This window comes from Fulvimonas soli (genome assembly GCF_003148905.1).
Lineage (GTDB): Bacteria > Pseudomonadota > Gammaproteobacteria > Xanthomonadales > Rhodanobacteraceae > Fulvimonas > Fulvimonas soli.
Genome location: NZ_QGHC01000004.1, coordinates 27,879 through 45,108 on the forward strand (window position 1 = coordinate 27,879; position 17,230 = coordinate 45,108).

Annotated in this window: 17 protein-coding genes; 13 read left to right on the top strand and 4 right to left on the bottom strand. The window is 68.4% G+C overall.

What is annotated here, in order from left to right; genetic code table 11:
* Positions 1–66 precede the first annotated feature (66 nt).
* From rlmN to moeB, 7 genes are all read left to right on the top strand, one after another.
* Positions 67–1,206, top strand: a complete 1,140-nt coding sequence (rlmN, locus tag C7456_RS05815) for a dual-specificity RNA methyltransferase RlmN (RefSeq protein WP_109722831.1) — start codon at positions 67–69, stop codon at positions 1,204–1,206.
* Positions 1,196–1,987 carry a type IV pilus biogenesis/stability protein PilW gene (gene pilW / locus C7456_RS05820; protein ID WP_109722832.1) on the top strand — a complete coding sequence of 264 codons (792 nt, stop codon included), beginning with the start codon at positions 1,196–1,198 and terminating at the stop codon, positions 1,985–1,987. Before rlmN ends, pilW begins: the two co-directional genes overlap by 11 nt.
* A complete protein-coding gene (locus C7456_RS05825; RefSeq protein ID WP_109722833.1) occupies positions 1,984–2,979 on the top strand; it encodes a helix-turn-helix domain-containing protein in 996 nt (331 codons plus the stop codon). Before pilW ends, C7456_RS05825 begins: the two co-directional genes overlap by 4 nt.
* A 144-nt stretch (positions 2,980–3,123) precedes the next feature.
* A complete protein-coding gene (locus C7456_RS05830; RefSeq protein ID WP_109722834.1) occupies positions 3,124–3,774 on the top strand; it encodes a YfgM family protein in 651 nt (216 codons plus the stop codon).
* Positions 3,771–4,982: an outer membrane protein assembly factor BamB gene (gene bamB, locus C7456_RS05835; protein ID WP_211306271.1), complete on the top strand. Its 1,212-nt coding sequence runs from the start codon at positions 3,771–3,773 to the stop codon at positions 4,980–4,982. The genes C7456_RS05830 and bamB overlap by 4 nt, the downstream gene beginning before the upstream one ends.
* 22 nt (positions 4,983–5,004) lie before the next feature.
* Entirely contained in the window at positions 5,005–6,405 is a 1,401-nt protein-coding gene (gene der / locus C7456_RS05840; RefSeq protein ID WP_109722835.1) for a ribosome biogenesis GTPase Der, read from the top strand.
* 266 nt (positions 6,406–6,671) lie between these two features.
* On the top strand, positions 6,672–7,841 hold the full coding sequence (gene moeB, locus C7456_RS05845) for a molybdopterin-synthase adenylyltransferase MoeB (RefSeq protein ID WP_109722836.1): 1,170 nt from the start codon (positions 6,672–6,674) through the stop codon (positions 7,839–7,841).
* Here the strand turns inward: moeB and C7456_RS05850 are convergent.
* Complete coding sequence (locus C7456_RS05850) at positions 7,802–8,404, bottom strand: GNAT family N-acetyltransferase (protein ID WP_109722837.1); 603 nt, start codon at positions 8,402–8,404, stop codon at positions 7,802–7,804. The genes moeB and C7456_RS05850 overlap by 40 nt on opposite strands.
* Positions 8,405–8,476: 72 nt before the next feature.
* On the opposite strand from C7456_RS05850, the gene folD reads away from it, so the two are divergent.
* From folD to C7456_RS05880, 6 genes are all read left to right on the top strand, one after another.
* On the top strand, positions 8,477–9,325 hold the full coding sequence (folD, locus tag C7456_RS05855; RefSeq protein WP_109722838.1) for a bifunctional methylenetetrahydrofolate dehydrogenase/methenyltetrahydrofolate cyclohydrolase FolD: 849 nt from the start codon (positions 8,477–8,479) through the stop codon (positions 9,323–9,325).
* Between the two features lie 202 nt (positions 9,326–9,527).
* Positions 9,528–10,985: an IMP dehydrogenase gene (gene guaB / locus C7456_RS05860; RefSeq protein WP_109722839.1), complete on the top strand. Its 1,458-nt coding sequence runs from the start codon at positions 9,528–9,530 to the stop codon at positions 10,983–10,985.
* Positions 10,986–11,206: 221 nt separating this feature from the next.
* Positions 11,207–12,787, top strand: a complete 1,581-nt coding sequence (gene guaA / locus C7456_RS05865; protein WP_109722840.1) for a glutamine-hydrolyzing GMP synthase — start codon at positions 11,207–11,209, stop codon at positions 12,785–12,787.
* 309 nt (positions 12,788–13,096) lie between these two features.
* Positions 13,097–14,353: a tyrosine-type recombinase/integrase gene (locus tag C7456_RS05870; protein WP_109722841.1), complete on the top strand. Its 1,257-nt coding sequence runs from the start codon at positions 13,097–13,099 to the stop codon at positions 14,351–14,353.
* Positions 14,354–14,413: 60 nt separating this feature from the next.
* A complete protein-coding gene (locus C7456_RS05875; RefSeq protein ID WP_109722842.1) occupies positions 14,414–14,689 on the top strand; it encodes a hypothetical protein in 276 nt (91 codons plus the stop codon).
* 4 nt (positions 14,690–14,693) lie between these two features.
* Entirely contained in the window at positions 14,694–15,218 is a 525-nt protein-coding gene (locus tag C7456_RS05880) for a helix-turn-helix transcriptional regulator (RefSeq protein ID WP_109722843.1), read from the top strand.
* A 16-nt stretch (positions 15,219–15,234) separates the two neighbouring features.
* Here the strand turns inward: C7456_RS05880 and C7456_RS05885 are convergent, their stop codons facing one another.
* The 3 genes from C7456_RS05885 to C7456_RS05895 all read right to left on the bottom strand — a co-directional run bounded on the left by C7456_RS05885 (position 15,235) and on the right by C7456_RS05895 (position 17,230).
* Positions 15,235–15,591 carry a helix-turn-helix transcriptional regulator gene (locus tag C7456_RS05885; RefSeq protein WP_109722844.1) on the bottom strand — a complete coding sequence of 119 codons (357 nt, stop codon included), beginning with the start codon at positions 15,589–15,591 and terminating at the stop codon, positions 15,235–15,237.
* Positions 15,592–15,674: 83 nt separating this feature from the next.
* A complete protein-coding gene (locus C7456_RS05890) occupies positions 15,675–16,355 on the bottom strand; it encodes a hypothetical protein (protein WP_105762356.1) in 681 nt (226 codons plus the stop codon).
* Complete coding sequence (locus C7456_RS05895) at positions 16,352–17,230, bottom strand: ComEC/Rec2 family competence protein (protein ID WP_105762357.1); 879 nt, start codon at positions 17,228–17,230, stop codon at positions 16,352–16,354. Before C7456_RS05895 ends, C7456_RS05890 begins: the two co-directional genes overlap by 4 nt.

The window sequence follows — 17,230 nt, forward strand, 5'->3', positions numbered from 1 at the left end:
GCCCTCCGCGGCCGCTTTCCCCACGAACCGCCCGCACACTGAAAGGTTGTGAACACTCCAGCATCCATGCCATCCGACCCGACCGCCCCGGCGGAAAAGGTCAACCTGCTCGACTTCGATCGCCAGGGGCTGCGCGACTTCTTCGCGCGGCTCGGCGAGAAGCCGTATCGCGCCGAGCAGGTGATGAAGTGGATCTACCACCGCCTGGAGGACCGCTTCGAGCACATGACCGACGTCGGCAAGGCGCTGCGGGCCAAGCTCGAGGCGTCGTGCTACATCGGCCCGCCGAAGACCCTGTTCGACAAGGGCGCCGCCGACGGCACGCACAAGTGGCTGCTGGGCATGGACGGCGGCAACGCCGTCGAGGCGGTATACATCCCCGAGCCCACCCGCGGCACGCTGTGCGTGTCCTCGCAGGTGGGCTGCGGGCTCAACTGCCAGTTCTGCTCCACCGCCACGCAGGGCTTCAACCGCAACCTCGCCGCCGCCGAGATCATCGGCCAGATGTGGGTGGCGGCCAAGTACCTCGGCAACGTCACCCACCAGAACCGCCGCATCACCAACGTGGTGATGATGGGCATGGGCGAGCCGCTGCTGAACTTCGACAACGTGGTCGCGGCGATGAGCCTGATGCGCGACGACCTGGGCTTCGGCCTGGCCTCCAAGCGCGTCACGCTGTCCACCGCCGGCCTGGTGCCGATGATCGACAAGCTGTCGGAGGCCATCGACGTGTCGCTGGCGGTGTCGCTGCACGCGGCCAACGACGAGCTGCGCACCGAGCTGGTGCCGCTCAACAAGCGCTACCCGATCGCCGAGCTGATGGGCGCCTGCCAGCGCTGGATCGCGCGCCGGCCGCGCACCTCGATCACCTTCGAGTACACCCTGATGAAGGGCGTGAACGACCAGCCCGAGCACGCGCGCCAGCTGATCAGGCTGATGCGCAAGCTGCCCACCGGCAGCTGCAAGGTCAACCTGATCCCGTTCAATCCCTTCCCGGGCACGCGCTTCGAGCGCTCGGACGCCGAGACCATCCGCGCGTTCCAGACCCAGCTGCTCAACGCCGACATCCTGACCATGCTGCGCCGCACCCGCGGCGACGACATCGATGCCGCCTGCGGCCAGCTCAAGGGCCAGGTGCTGGACCGCACGCGCCGCCAGGCCGAGTTCCGCAAACGACTGGAGGGGGAAGTGGTCCATGCGCATTGAACGGGTCGCCATGCTCGCCGCGCTGCTGGCCGTGGCCGGCTGCGTCACCACGCACGACGGCAACACGCTGACCCCCTCGGGCAACATGCCGCATGCCAGCAAGAAGGACGAGGCGCAGGACGCCGCCCGCATCCACACCGAGCTGGGCCAGCAGTACCTCGCCAACGGCGACCTGCAGACGGCGCTGGAGAAGCTGACCAAGGCGCTGCAGTTCGACCCGGACTATGCGCCGGCGCACACCGTGATCGCGGTGGTCTACGAGCGCATCAACCACCTGCCCGAGGCGGAGGGGCACTACCGCAAGGCGGTCGCGCTGGAGCCGACCAAGGGCGGTCCCAACAACAACCTCGGCGCCTTCCTGTGCAAGGTCGGCAAGTACGCCGAGGGCGAGAGCTACTTCGCCAGGGCCGTCGCCGATCCGTTCTACCGCACCCCGGACGTGGCCTGGACCAACGACGGCGTCTGCCGGCTGCGCGCCGGCGACAAGGCCGGCGCCGAGGCCAGCTTCCGCAAGGCGGTCGACGCCAACCCGCAGAACGGCGAGGCGCTGCTGCAGCTTGCCAATCTGCTCTACCTGAACAACGATGCGTTCCGCGCGCGCGCCTTCCTGCAGCGGTTCGACGCACTGGGCCAGCCCAGCGCCGTCTCGCTGAAGCTCGGCCACGACATCGAAACCCGCCTGGGCAACAAGGACGCGGCCCTCAATTACGGCAAACGCCTGCAGAGCCAGTTCCCGGACTCGGAACAGGCCCGTGCCCTCGATGCAACCGCAAGCCAATGACGTCACAGCAGTCCCATCCGGCCGGACACGATCCGCGTGAGAAGGATCTGTTCGACAATCGTTCGGTGAATACGGAAGCTCTACCGCCTGAAACCCATGCCGCCAGCTTCGGCAGCCGCCTGCGCGCGGCGCGCGAGGCGCGCGGCCTCGACCTGGAGAGCTGCGGGCATGCGCTGAAGCTGCCCGTGCGCGTGTTGCGCCAGCTGGAGAGCGACCAGCACGAAGGCATCGACCACCAGATCTACCTCGGCAGCTACATCGGCAAGTACGCGCGCCACCTGGGCGTCGACGAGGCCGCGATCCAGGCCGAGCTCGCGCGCATCAAGCGCGCCGGCGCCGAGCCGGCGCTGGTGGCCACCGGCGGCATCTCGCACTCGCGCTACCTGCTCGAGCGCTACGCCACCGCGGCCACCTACGTGGTGCTCACCGCGGTGATCGTGGTGCCGGTGATCTGGCTGGGCGTGCGCGGCACGCTCGACCGCGACATGAGCCATCTCGCGCCGCTCGACGCCACGCCGGTGGTGCAGCAGGACGCGCCGGCGCGCGCCGGCTCCGCCATGCCGCCGGTCGCCGTTCCCGCGCAGCGCGCGGACGCGCCGGCGCAGGGCGACGGTCAGCCGCTGATGGCCTCGATGGCGCCGTTCCCGAACCTCGGCAGCGAGACGCTGCAGGCGGCCAAGCCGCAGGCGTCGGCCGCCGAGGCCGGCAGCGCGGACGCGGGCGGCCACGTGCTCGGCCTCAGCCTGGCCGAGGCGAGCTGGGTCGAGGTCGTCGACGGCAAGGGCACGCGCCTGGAGTACGGCCTGCTGCCGGCCGGCAGCAACAAGACTTACCGCAGCGGGCAGCCGCTGGACGTGCGCATCGGCAACGCCGAGGGCGCGCAGGTCAGCATCGACGGCCAGCCGGTCGCGCTGGACGGCTACCGCCGCGCCAACGTCGCGCATTTCCGCGTCCAGCTGCAGGACGGCAAGGCCGTGCCCGCGGGCATGTGATGCGTCGCCCGGCCTCGCCGGGCGGTGCATTTCGGTTATGCTTCCCCTTTGTCCGCCGCACGCCGGCGGGCCGCGGCATCTCATCCCTCGTGCACGACCCGCTCCCGCATGCGCGGGCGGCGCGGTCCCCAAAACGGTGAAGGCATGGCATTCGACGCATACGACGATTACGAACAGGGCGAGCTCGTACAGAAGTGGCTGCGCCAGAACGGCCTCTCGATCGTCGTCGGCATCGCCATCGGCCTGGTCGGCATCTTCGGCTGGCAGCAGTGGCGCAACCACCAGGCCTCGCGGCAGATGGCCGCGGCCAATCTCTACCAGCAGCTGCAGGCCGCGGTGCTCGCCGGGCAGAACGACCAGGCCGACCGCCTGACCGGCCAGCTGCAGAGCGAGTTCGCCGACTCCAGCTACACCGCCTTCGCGGTCGGCGAGCGCGCGCAGCGCGAGGTGCAGGCCAAGCAGCTGGACAGGGCGCTGGCCTCGCTGCAGTGGGCCGAGGGCCACCTGAAGGACGCGGCGCTGAAGGCGCTGATGCAGCTGCGCATCGCCCAGGTGGAGCTGGCCTCGGGCAAGGCCGCCGACGCGCTGGCGCGGATCGACGGCGTGGCCGGCGACGCCTACAAGGGGCTGGCGCAGGAACTACGCGGCGATGCGCTGGTCAAGCTCAACCGTCCGGACGACGCGCGCAAGGCCTACGAGGCCGCGCTGGCGGCGCTGGGCGAGGACGCGCCGCAACGCGGCGCCTTGCAGATGAAACTCGACGATCTGGCCGTGGCCGGGAAGCAGGGTGCATGAAAGCTGGTCTGATGAAACGCGCGCTGCTGGTCGCGGCGACTTCGCTGGTGGCGCTGGCGGGCTGCCACTCGTTCAAGAAGGAGAACGTCCAGCCGCCGACTCCGCTGGCCAAGGACTTCAAGCCGACCGTGCAGGTGCAGCGGCTGTGGACCGCGCGCGTGGGCAAGGGCGCCGGCGAGACCGGCCTGCGCCTGCGTCCGGCGGTGGTCGACGGCGTGCTGTACGCGGCGAGCAACGACGGCGAGCTGGCCGCGTTCGACGCCAGCAGCGGCAAGACGCTGTGGTCCAAGAGCTCGCGCACGCACGGCTGGTTCGGCTGGGGCGACAAGAAGCGCAAGGACGCCTTCTACGCCGGCGGCCCGGTGGTGAGCGGCGACCTGCTGGTGATCGGCACGCTCGACGGCCACGTCTACGGCGTCAACGCGAAGGACGGCAGCCCGCGCTGGGAGGCGGCGCTGTCCTCGGAAGTGCTGGCCACCCCGTCGATCGCCAACGGCCTGGTCGTGGCGCGCACCGGCGACGGCCGCCTCTACGGCCTGGACGCCGGCAGCGGCGAGCGCCGCTGGGTCTACGACCAGACGGCCGTGCCGCTGCTCAGCCTGCGCGGCAACGGCCCGCTGCTGATCGCCAACGGCGTGGTGTTCTTCGGCAGCGACGCCGGCAAGCTGGTGGCGGTGCGGCTGGACAACGGCGAGAAGCTGTGGGAGCAGTCGCTGGCCAACGGCGAGGGCCGCACCGACATCGAGCGCCTGGACGACGCCGACGGCAGCATCCTGCTGGACGGCAGCACGCTCTACGGCGCCGCCTACCACGGCAACCTGGTGGCGATCGACGGCCCCAGCGGCCGCCCGCTGTGGTCGCATCCGTTCTCCACCTTCACCTCGCTGGCGGCCGGCGGCAACGCGCTGTACGGCGTCAACGACGAGTCGCAGGTGTGGGCGTTCGACAAGAACGGCGGCGCCGACATGTGGAAGAACGACGCGCTGAGGTACCGCTGGCTCACCGGCCCGGCGGTGCAGGGCAACTACGCGGTGGTCGGCGACATGGAAGGCTACGTGCACTGGCTGCAGACCGGCGACGGCGCGCTGGCCGCGCGCGAGCGCCTGTCCAAGAAGGCCATCCGCGCGCAGCCGGTGGTGGCCGGCGACACCGTGTACGTCGAGGACGTGAAGGGCCGCATCGGCGCCTACCGCCTCGGCGCGCACTGACCGCAAGGAACCATGCGGACCCATGCTGCCCGTCGTCGCCCTGGTCGGCCGCCCCAACGTCGGTAAGTCGACCCTCTTCAACGCGCTGACGCGCAGCCGCGACGCCCTGGTGGCCGACCTGCCGGGCGTCACCCGCGACCGCCACTACGGCGTCTGCCGCCTCGGCGCGCGGCCGTTCGTGGCGGTCGACACCGGCGGCCTGTCCGGCGTGGACGAGGGGCTGGACGCGCTCACCGCGCAGCAGGTGCGCCTGGCCATCGGCGAGGCGCAGGCGCTGGTGTTCGTGGTGGACGCGCGCGAGGGCCTGCTGCCGCAGGACCGCGGCATCCTCGACGAGCTGCGCCGCAGCGGCAAGCCCATCGTGCTGGCGGTCAACAAGACCGACGGGCTGGACGTGCAGGGCGCGCTGGCGGAGTTTTCCCGCTTCGGCATCGCCGCCACGCTGCCGCTCTCGGCCGCGCACAACCGCGGCACCGACGACCTGGTCGGGGCGCTGCTGCCGCTGCTGCCGGAGGACGCGCACGAGGAGCTGGCCGAAGGCGGGGACGACTCCATCCGCGTCGCCATCGTCGGCCGTCCCAACGCCGGCAAGTCCACCCTGGTCAACCGCCTGCTCGGCGAGGACCGCCTGGTCGTCTCGGACGTCGCCGGCACCACGCGCGACCCGATCCGCGTGCCGCTGGAGCGCGACGGCCGCAGGTACACCCTGATCGACACCGCCGGCGTGCGGCGCAAGGCGCGCGTCGAGGAGGCGTTGGAGAAGTTCAGCGTGATCAAGACGCTGCAGTCGATGGCCGCCGCCCAGGTGGTGGTGGTGATGGTCGACGCGCGCGAGAACCTGGCCGACCAGGACCTCACCCTGATCGGCCACGCGGTGGACGAGGGCCGGGCGCTGGTGATCGCCGTCAACAAGTGGGACGGTCTGGACGCCTACCAGCGCGAGCAGTGCCAGCGCGCGCTGGAGCGGCGCCTGCAGTTCGTCGAATGGGCCAAGGTGGTGTTCATCTCGGCGCTGCACGGCTCGGGCCTGCGCGAGCTGATGCGCGCCATCGTGCGCGCGCACGCGGCGGCGACCCGCACGCTGGGCTCGGCCGACCTCACCCGCACGCTGGAAAAGGCCTACGAGAACTACCAGCCGCCGCTGGTGCGCGGCCACGCGCCCAAGCTGCGTTTCGCCCATCCTGGCGGCAGCAACCCGCCCACCATCGTCATCCACGGCAGCCGCACGAAGCACATCGCGCCGGCGTACCGCCGCTACCTGGAAGGCTTTTTCCGCCAGCGCTACAAGCTGGAGGGCACGCCCATCCGCATCGAGTTCCGCGAGGGCGAGAACCCGTTCGCCGGCAAGAAGAACGTGCTCACCGAAGGGCAGATCCGCAAGCGGCAGCGGATGATCCGCGAGATGAAGCGGCGCAAGAAGTAGGCGGGTTCGGCGCCTTTCGGGCCCGACGCCCGTTTCGATGTGCGAAGCCGAAGCGGCGTTGTCCATCGCCGATACGAACCTGCCCACCGCTTTCTTCCGCTTCCCTCCGGGGGGAGGACCGAGGTGAGGGGGCGGGGCTCGCGGCGGCATTTCATCCTTCGTGCCTCGCGGCAAGCGTGGCCCCTCACCCCGGCCCTCTCCCCGCAGGGGAGAGGGCGCAAGGCATGGGCGATCCGATCGAAGTTGGCGTGTCCTACACTCTGGCCATGACCGCCTATCCCGACCGCCAGTCCTGGCTGACCGACCTGCGCAGCCGCATCCCGGAAGTCGCTCCCGCCGAGGCGCTGGCGCGCCAGGCGCAGGGCGCGCTGCTGCTCGACGTGCGCGAGGACGGCGAGCGCGCCGCCGGTACGCCGGCGGGCGCGCTGGGCCTTTCGCGCGGCTTTCTCGAATTGCGCATCGGACAGGTCGAGCCGGACCGCCGCCGGCCGATCCTGGCGCTGTGCGGCAGCGGCCAGCGCTCGCTGCTGGCCGCCGAGGCGCTGCAGCGAATGGGCTATGCCGAGGTGGCCTCGGTGGCCGGCGGCTTCGAGCGCTGGAAGGCCGAGGGATTGCCGATTGCGCAGGGCGCGCCCGACGCCGACGCGGCCGAGCGCTACGCGCGCCAGCTGCGCCTGCCGCAGGTCGGCGAGGCGGGGCAGGCGCGGCTCGCCGCGGCGAAGGTGGTGCTGCTCGGCGCCGGCGGCCTCGGCGCGCCGGCGGCGCTGTACCTGGCCGCGGCCGGCGTGGGCCGGCTCACGCTGGTCGACGACGACCGCGTGGAGCGCTCCAACCTGCACCGCCAGGTGATCCACGCCGACGCGCGCGTGGGCATGCCCAAGACCGAGTCGGCGCGGCTGACGCTGGCCGCGCTCAACCCGCGCGTGCGCGTGGAGACGCGCAGCGAGCGCCTGCACGCCGGCAACGTGGAGGCGCTGCTGGCCGGCCACGACGTGCTGATCGACGGCGCCGACAACTTCCCCGCGCGCTACCTGCTGGCCGCGGCCTCGCTGCGCCTGCAGCTGCCGATGGTGTACGGTGCGGTGGAGCGCTTCGCCGGGCAGGTCAGCGTGTTCGACCCGCGCCGCGCCGGTTCGCCGTGCTACCGCTGCCTGTTTCCCGAGCCGCCGGCTGCCGCCGACGCGCCGAACTGCAGCGAGGCCGGCGTGCTCGGCGTGCTGCCGGGCATCGTGGGCCTGCTGCAGGCGACCGAGGCGCTGAAGCTGATCCTCGGCATCGGCGAGCCGCTGGTCGGCCGTCTGCTGGCCTTCGACGCGCTGGCGATGCGCTTCCGCGAGACGCGCCTGCCGCGCGACCCGGCCTGCCCGGGCTGCGGCGCCGACGCGGTGTTCCGCGGCTACGAGGACGTGGCGCGGTTCTGCGCCGCCGCCGGCTGAGCGAGGTCGGACGGAATCAGCGCGTACACCGCCGCGTCCGTCGCCGCGCCCCGCGCCCACAGGCGCTGGCGCGCGATGCACTCGAAGCGCGCGCCGAGCTTCTCGGCGGTGCGCCGGCTGGCGCGGTTGTCCGGATGCGCGACGATCTCGATGCGGACCAGCCCCAGGCGCCCGAAGCCGAAGCGCGCCACCGCCAGCGCGGCGCGCGCCGCCAGGCCGCGGCCCTGCCGCGACTGGCGCACCCAGTAGCCGAGGTTGGCGCTGCGGTGCAGCCGGTTGCGCTGGTTGAGGCCGACGCCGCCCTGCACCACGCCGGTGGCCGCATCGAACAGGCCGAACGCGAACTGCTCGCCCGCCTCCCAGCTCTCCCGGCAATGCGCGATCCACGCCTGCGCCTCGGCCATGCCGTAGCCGGCGTGGCACCACGGCAGCCAGCGTCCCACGCTGTCCAGCGAGGTCCGCACGGCGTCGAGCAGGGCACCGGCGTCCTGCGGCTGCCAGGGCCTCACGCGCAGCGGGCCGTCGGCGAGCTCGACGGCGGGATCGATGGATTCCGTCGGCACGGGAAGCCTTCCTCCGTTTGTGCGCCTCTCGGCCAGTCAGGATAATGTGCGCCTTTACGGACGGGCAGGGCCATGGGCGCACGCATCCTCGACGGCAAACGCATCGCGCAGGAACTGCTGGAGCGGATCGGCCGGCGCGTCGCCGAGCGCAAGGCGCAGGGCCTGCCCGAGCCGGGGCTGGCGGTGGTGCTGGTCGGCGACGACCCGGCTTCCTCGGTCTACGTGCGCAACAAGCGCAAGGCCTGCCACCAGGTCGGCTTCCGCTCCTTCGACTTCGATCTGCCGGCGAGCACCACGCAGGACGAACTGTTCGCGCTGATCGACCGCCTCAACGCCGACCCGGCGGTGCACGGCATCCTGGTGCAGTCGCCGCTGCCGCCGCACATCGACGAGGACGCGCTGGTCGACCGCATCGACCCGGACAAGGACGTGGACGGCTTCCAGGCGGTCAACGTGGGCCGCCTGGCGCTGCGCCGCTTCGGCCTGCGCCCGTGCACGCCCAAGGGCGTGATGACCCTGCTCGGCCACACCGACCGCCCGGTGCGCGGCCAGCACGCGGTGGTGGTCGGCGTGTCCAACCACGTGGGCCGGCCGCTGGCGCTGGAGCTGCTGATCGCCGGCTGCACCGTCACCTGCTGTCACCGCTTCACCCGTGGCCTGGAGGGCTTCGTGCGCCAGGCCGACATCGTGATCGTGGCGGTCGGCAAGCCGGGGCTGGTGAAGGGCGAATGGATCAAACCCGGCGCGGTGGTGGTCGACGTGGGCATCAACCGGCTGGACGACGGCCGGCTGGTCGGCGACGTCGAGTTCGCCCTGGCGGCCGAGCGCGCCAGTTGGATCACGCCGGTGCCCGGCGGCGTGGGCCCGATGACGGTGGCGACGCTGATCGAGAATACGCTGGAGGCGGCCGAGGCGCGGTAGGGGGCAGGGGCGAGGGAGGAAGGGGCGAGTGGCGAGGGCGCCAAAACCCGGCCGTCCGGCAGGCCCGTTGCGATCCCGACGACGGCGCGCGACTTTCCGCGCCTCGGGCGCCTCCTCGCGCCCTCGCTACTCGTCCCTCGCCCCTCGCTTTCGGTCCCCCGCCTCCTCGCGTATAATCCCATCTTTGCAGCGAGACCCCCGCATGCGCATCCTCGCCGAGGCCCTCACCTACGACGACGTCTACCTCGTTCCGGCCCACTCCACGGTCCTGCCGCGCGACGTGGACACCTCCACGCGGCTCACCCGCGCCATCCGCCTGAACATCCCCATCGTCTCCGCCGCGATGGACACCGTGACCGAGGCGCGCCTGGCCATCACCATGGCGCAGCAGGGCGGCATCGGCATCATCCACAAGAACATGACCGCCGAGCAGCAGGCGGCCGAGGTGCGGCTGGTCAAGAAGTTCGAGGCCGGCGTGATCCGCAACCCGATCAGCGTGAGCCCGGGCACATCGATCCGCGAGGTGCTGCAGCTCACCCGCGCGCACAACATCTCCGGCGTGCCGGTGGTGGACGGCGAGAGGCTGGTGGGCATCGTCACCAGCCGCGACCTGCGCTTCGAGCGCAAGCACGACGACCCGGTGCGCAACATCATGACGCGCCAGGACAAGCTGGTGACGGTGAAGGAGGGCGCCAGCCAGGACGAGGTGCTGCAGCTGCTGCACCAGCACCGCATCGAGAAGGTGCTGGTGGTCAACGACGACTTCCAGCTGCGCGGGCTGATCACCGTCAAGGACATCCAGAAGGCGCGCGACAACCCCAACGCCGCCAAGGACGCGCACGAGCGCCTGCTGGTCGGCGCCGCGGTGGGCGTGGGCGGCGACACCGAGCAGCGCGTGGCCGCGCTGGTCGAGGCCGGCGTGGACGTGCTGGTGGTGGACACCGCGCACGGCCACTCGCAGGGCGTGATCGACCGCGTGGCATGGGTGAAGAAGAGCTTCCCGCAGGTACAGGTGATCGCCGGCAACATCGTCACCGGCGACGCCGCGCTGGCGCTGCGCGACGCCGGCGCCGACGCGGTGAAGGTGGGCGTGGGCCCCGGCTCCATCTGCACCACCCGCGTGGTGGCCGGCGTGGGCGTGCCGCAGATCACCGCGATCGACCTGGTCGCCTCCGCGCTCAAGGACGACATCCCGCTGATCGCCGACGGCGGCATCCGCTACTCGGGCGACATCCCCAAGGCGCTGGCCGCCGGCGCCTCGTCGGTGATGCTGGGCTCGATGTTCGCCGGCACCGAGGAGTCGCCGGGCGAGGTGGAGCTGTTCCAGGGGCGCTCGTACAAGAGCTACCGCGGCATGGGCTCGCTGGGCGCGATGGCGCTGGGCTCCAAGGACCGCTACTTCCAGGACGAGGCCGACGCCGACAAGCTGGTGCCCGAGGGCATCGAGGGCCGCGTGCCGTACCGCGGCCCGCTGCGCAACATCATCCACCAGCTGATCGGCGGCCTGCGCGCCTCGATGGGCTACCTCGGCGCCGCCACCATCGACGACGTGCGCAAGAAGGCGCAGTTCGTCAAGGTGACCTCGGCCGGCGTCACCGAGGCGCACCCGCACGACATCCAGATCACCAAGGAAGCGCCGAACTACCGGCTGAATTCGTGAGGTGAGGGCAAGGGGCGAGAGGCGAGCAGTGAGGGCGTGTCTTTCCGCCTCCGCGTCGCACCCGCCCGGCTTGAGCAGAACGCGGCCGACGCCGCGTTTTTTGTTCGTATGCCCATGGCGAAAGAGCGCCTTGCCATGCGCCCCCGCTACTCGTCCCTCGTCCCCGAGAAATCCTCGATAGCATCGACCATCGCCAAGACGCACGAGCCACGGCCCATCCCATGACCGACATCCACAGCGACAAGATCCTCATCCTCGACTTCGGCGCGCAGTACACCCAGCTGATCGCCCGCCGCGTGCGCGAGATCGGCGTGTACTGCGAGATCTGGGCCTGGGACCACGACCCGGCGGAGATCGCCCGCTTCGGCGCCAAGGGCATCATCCTCTCCGGCGGCCCGGAATCGACCACGCTGCCGGGCGCGCCGAAGGCGCCGCAGGAGGTGTTCGACTCGGGCCTGCCCATCCTCGGCATCTGCTACGGCATGCAGACCCTGGCCGCGCAGCTGGGCGGCGCCACCGAGGCGGCGGACGCGCGCGAGTTCGGCCATGCCGAGGTGGACATCGTGGGCGGCAGCCGCCTGTTCGAGGGCCTGAGCGACCACGGCGGCCGCCACCGGCTGGACGTGTGGATGAGCCACGGCGACCACGTCTCCAGGGCACCGCCGGGCTTCGCCGTCACCGGCGTCACCGACCGCATCCCGGTCGCGGTGATGGAGAACGAGGCCAAGCGCTGGTACGGCGTGCAGTTCCATCCCGAGGTCACGCACACCAAGCAGGGCACCGCGCTGCTCAGGCGCTTCGTCACCGAGATCTGCGGCTGCGCCACGCTGTGGACCGCCGCGCACATCATCGAGGACCAGATCGCCCGCGTGCGCGCCCAGGTGGGGCGGGACCACGTGCTGCTGGGCCTGTCCGGCGGCGTGGATTCCTCGGTGGTGGCCGCGCTGCTGCACCGGGCGATCGGCGACCAGCTCACCTGCGTGTTCGTCGACACCGGCCTGCTGCGCTGGAAGGAAGGCGACCAGGTGATGGCCACCATGGCCGAGCACATGGGCGTCAAGGTGATCCGCGTGAACGCGGCCGAGCGCTACTTCAAGGCGCTGCAGGGCGTGGCCGACCCGGAGGCCAAGCGCAAGATCATCGGCCGCCTGTTCGTGGAGATCTTCGACGAGGAATCGGCCAAGGTCACCGCCGCCGGCGACGGCCACGTGAAGTGGCTGGCGCAGGGCACCATCTACCCGGACGTGATCGAGTCGGCCGGCAGCAAGACCGGCAAGGCCCACGTCATCAAGAGCCACCACAACGTGGGCGGCCTGCCGGCGGACATGAAGCTCGGCCTGGTCGAGCCGCTGCGCGAGCTGTTCAAGGACGAGGTGCGGCGCATCGGCGTGGAACTGGGCCTGCCGCGCGAGATGGTCTACCGCCATCCGTTCCCGGGCCCCGGCCTGGGCGTGCGCATCCTGGGCGAGGTGAAGCCCGAGTACGCCGAGCTGCTGGCCCGCGCCGACGCCATCTTCATCGAGGAACTGCGCAAGGCCGACCTGTACGACCGGGTCAGCCAGGCCTTCGCGGTGTTCCTGCCGGTGAAGTCGGTGGGCGTGGTGGGCGACGCGCGCGCCTACGAGTGGGTGATCGCGCTGCGTGCGGTGGAGACCATCGACTTCATGACCGCACACTGGGCGCCCCTGCCGTATGACTTCCTCGGCAAGGTGTCTAACAGGATTATCAATGAGTTGCGTGGTGTTTCTCGTGTCGTCTATGACATCAGTGGCAAGCCGCCTGCCACCATCGAGTGGGAGTGAATTGACGAGCTTCGGGGACTATCGCTAGCTATCGAAAAACTGACGCAACGTGTTGATTTAGAAAGAAATACTTCGCGGAAGCTATCGGTGGCTATCGCCGGCCAGCAGAAAAAATTGACGGTAGAGCTGACGGTAAAAATCGAGGCCGGATTAAGACACTCCCGTTCACTATTCAGACTTTTACCGTCTTTGACGGTAAAAGCCTCCTCGGGAAAGCTTGTTTTATGGGGCTTTCCGGGCATCAGCAGGTCTCCAGGTCCCTGACGGTAAAACCTGACGGTAAATCCGTCAAAGCCGGAGGAAACCTCGATGCTGACCGACGCTGCACTACGCAATTTCAAGCCTAAGTCCAAGATTTATAAGGCTTCTGACCGAGACGGGATGTACGTGACGGTATCGCCTGGCGGCACTGTCACCTTCCGCTACGACTACCGCCTCAACGGCCGCCGCGAGACGCTGACCCTCGGGCGCTACGGCCCCGGCGGCATCTCACTGGCGATGGCGCGCGAACTGCTCCTGGACGCGCGCAAAGCCGTGCTCAAGGGCACCTCGCCTGCGCTGGAAAAGCAGCGCGAGAAACGCCGGGTGGTTGCCATCAAGACCTTCGGCACGGCGATGGACACTTGGCTGGCCAACGCAAGGTTGGCCGACAGCACGCGCGCCATGCGCAAGCACATCATCGACCGGGACATCCTGCCGGTCTTCAAGAATCGCCTGCTGACCGAGATCCAGGCCGAAGACTTGCGGGCCTTGTGCAACAAGGTCAAGGAGCGCGGGGCGCCGGCCACCGCGGTCCAGATTCGGGACATCGTGAAGCAGGTCTATGTCTACGCCATCGCCCACGGCGAAAAGGTGGACAACCCCGCCAACAGCGTGGGCGCGGCGTCGATCGCCACCTTCGTCCCAAAGGACCGCGCCTTGTCGCCGCTGGAAATCCGACTGTTTGTGCAACAGATCGAGTCGGTGGCGACCTATCCCACCATCAAGCTGGCACTGCGCCTGATCCTGCTGACGCTGGTACGCAAGAGCGAACTGATCCAGGCCACTTGGGATGAGATCGATTTCGAGAGCAAGACCTGGACGATCCCGAAGCAGCGGATGAAGGGACGCAACCCGCACGTGGTCTATCTGTCGAGCCAGGCGCTCGACATCTTCGTGACGCTGCACGCCTGCGCGGCCGGCTCAAGGTTCGTTTTTCCCTCTCGTTACGACGCCGAGCGGTTCATGTCCAATGCGACCTTGAATCGGGTCACGCAGCTCATCGCGGAGGCGGCAAAGACCAAGGGGCTGCCGCTGCAACCGTTCACCGTCCACGACTTGCGCCGTACCGGCTCGACGCTGTTGAACGAAATCGGCTTCAACCGCGACTGGATCGAGAAGTGCCTGGCGCACGAGGACGGGCGTTCCTCGCGTTCGGTCTACAACAAGGCCGAGTACGCCGAACAGCGGCGGCACATGCTGCAAGAGTGGGCCAACCTGGTCGATGCCTGGGGCGGCGGGCAGACCTACGTGCCAACGCTGTTGCCGAAGAGCGTAGTCGTGCCGGCGTTGAGCGCGGTGGCCTGAAATGGCGGCTAGGTTGTCACTTGACAACCTAGCCGATCACCCCGATACTGGAGGTCGCTGATGGCCCGTTCCCCTCACCCGAAGAAAGAGGTCGAGGAAGCTCTCAGGCATGCCGAAGGGCAGGGCTGGCGCGTCGAAGTCGGCGGCAGCCACGCCTGGGGGCGGATTTACTGTCCGTACAACGACGAGGAATGCCGCTGCGGTGAGTTCTGCATCACCAGCGTATGGAGCACGCCGAAGAACCCCGGCAACCACGCCCGCGCGTTGCGGCGTGTCGTGGACAACTGCACCACGCATCGTCAGCAGCGCGAGGCTGATGACGATGCCAAGGAGTAGCGCGATGGAATACACCTTCACTCTGAAGTACCAGCTTGCCGATGATGACCGCGACCCGGATGCGCTGGTCGAGCGCCTGGGCGAAGCCGGCTGCGACGATGCCTTGGTCGGCATCGGGCAGCCGGGGCGCCTGGCGCTGGAGTTCACCCGCGAAGCGGCCAACGCCGGCGCCGCCGTGCGCAGCGCATTGTCGGATGTGCGCCGCGCGGCGCCGGCGGCCAAGCTGATCGAGGTGGCACCGGATTTGGTCGGCCTGACCGACGTGGCTGAGATCGTGGGCGTATCGCGGCAGAACATGCGCAAGCTGATGCTGGCCCATCCGGGCAGCTTTCCGGCGCCGGTGCATGAGGGCAGCGCCTCGATCTGGCATTTGGCGGACGTGCTGACCTGGTTGCAGGCCAAGGGCAGCTATGCGCTGGCCAAGGACGTGCTGGACGTGGCGCGGGTGGCTTTGCAGGTGAACGTGGCGAAGGAAGGCCAGCGCTTGCCGCGCTCGGCGTCCAAGGAACTGCAAGCCTTGGTTGGATGAGAGCCGTAGCCCGGCGTCATTCCTCACTCGAACCCGCCCGAACAGGGCGGGTTTTCCGTTGGTGGACATCCGGCTTGGAGACACGGCCGCGAGGTGCTTGCTTGCGCTGCTCGATCCACGCTTCCACTTCGGCCAAGTCCCACACGACGCAGCGCGGCGTCAGGTTGAAACGGCGTGGAAACTCGCCGCGGCGTTCCATTTCGTAGATCGTCGTTTCGGCCAAGGGAACAATCAGCCGCAGTTCCTGGCGGCGGATGGTGCGCCGGAAGGGAAGGGGGCTTTTCGGAAACTGCGGCAGCGCCTCGTAGGCTTCCGTCCCCGGCAAGGGGAGCGCATTAGATGTTTGCGATAGCTGTTCCACCTCGGACTCCATGAGTACGCCGCATGGAGACATGGTGGAGTTCAGTACCTATCGGGACAACTTGCTGCGGCGTAGAAGGGCGAGTCCAGTGTGCGTTACGCCTTTGGCGCCCCTGTTGGCCGTGAGGCAGTCACTTTCCGACTGGCGTGCACAGCCAGGACGTTCTGCACGAAGCGTATGCCTGTTGTCCGTGCACTGAATGCGGTAATCAGATACTGGCAAAGGAAAACGGCCGCCGTAATCAGAATGCGTGTCGCATCAATGCCGATGAAGTACATGGCAACAGGCAGCACAGGCATCAGCAATAGCGACATTGCCGCGATGTCGCGGAACAGCAGATAGTTCTTGTGGCTGTCTGCGACCGAGGGGTCCGAATCGACCTGTTTGTACAAGCCGTACCACTTGGCGTTCTGTTCGCGCGGCTCTATGGGAAACGCTCCGACGTTCTTCTTCAATTTCGCCAAGTCAATGCGGTGATCCGCTGGTGCGTACACGGAGAACGCGCGCGATCCGGGAAGCGGGAACTTGACGCGCCAGAAAACCAACATGGCTTTGTGGTCAGCCGAGATCAGCGACGACAGGATCAAAACTGGAATCGGCAGCAGGACCGTGAGGCTGGTTCGGACGGCCGCGATGGCGGTCGGCGTCAAGTCTTGGATCGCCGTATGGAAGGCGAGCACCAGGAGGATCAGGACATCGAGGACAAGCGTCGCTACGAGCCACGCAAGATTGCGACCCTTCAACGTCTTGCTGCTGTAGTCTTTGGTGTCTCTCATCCGTTGTTCTCGGTGTAGATGTCGAAGTTGCCAAATTCATCGACGACAAATTGAATCCACCCATCACGCCGCGTCGTCAGTACATGCCGCTGCTTGCCTGTTGTCCTGACCGAAACGCCGTTCGGCCAATGATCGACCACGCGCTGGCGGTACGTCTGCGTCATGCGCTGCGTGTCGTGAACGATCGCCTTGTCGGACATCACGATGGCGCGAGGATGGATGTAGTTAAATAGCGCCTCACAATAGCCGTTTTCGCGTCCGTGATGAGAGGCCACGAGCACGGTCGTCCCGGCCAACTCAGCACGAAAGTCAGGCTGCTCCAGCAGCGCGAGCCAGCCGTCCTCCTCAAGATCGCCAGGGAACAGAATCTTGAAGGTGCCGAACTTGAAGAACGCGACCAGGCTTAGATTGTTCGTGTCGTAGAAGCGTGGCGTCGAGTTCCAGAATGTCTTCACCGTGATGCCACCCATGTTCTGATCGAATGGGGTATCGACCGGATAGACATAGCTGGCGTGAAGATCCAAGTATCGCTGGATGTCGTCGGTCAACTCGCCGCTGACTTCCTTGATGATCTTCATCACTTCGGGCGACACGCTGCGGTTGCGAACGAAGGTGGAGACCGCGATTCCCTCACGCCACAGGTTGTTCAGATCGCTGATGTGATCGAGGTCTGCATTGGTGACGAACAGGTAGTCCAGCACGCTCCGCTTCAAGTAGTGCCGGATATAGGTGCTCGGTTTCCAGCCCGTGTCATGGTTATGACCGGAGTCGATCATGGCGAGCCTGCCTTCGTTACCCAGGGACGAGCGATGCGTGAGCATGGCACATGCGCCATGCTGCACATCCCATATTTTCAGAATCATCTGTCCGGGCAC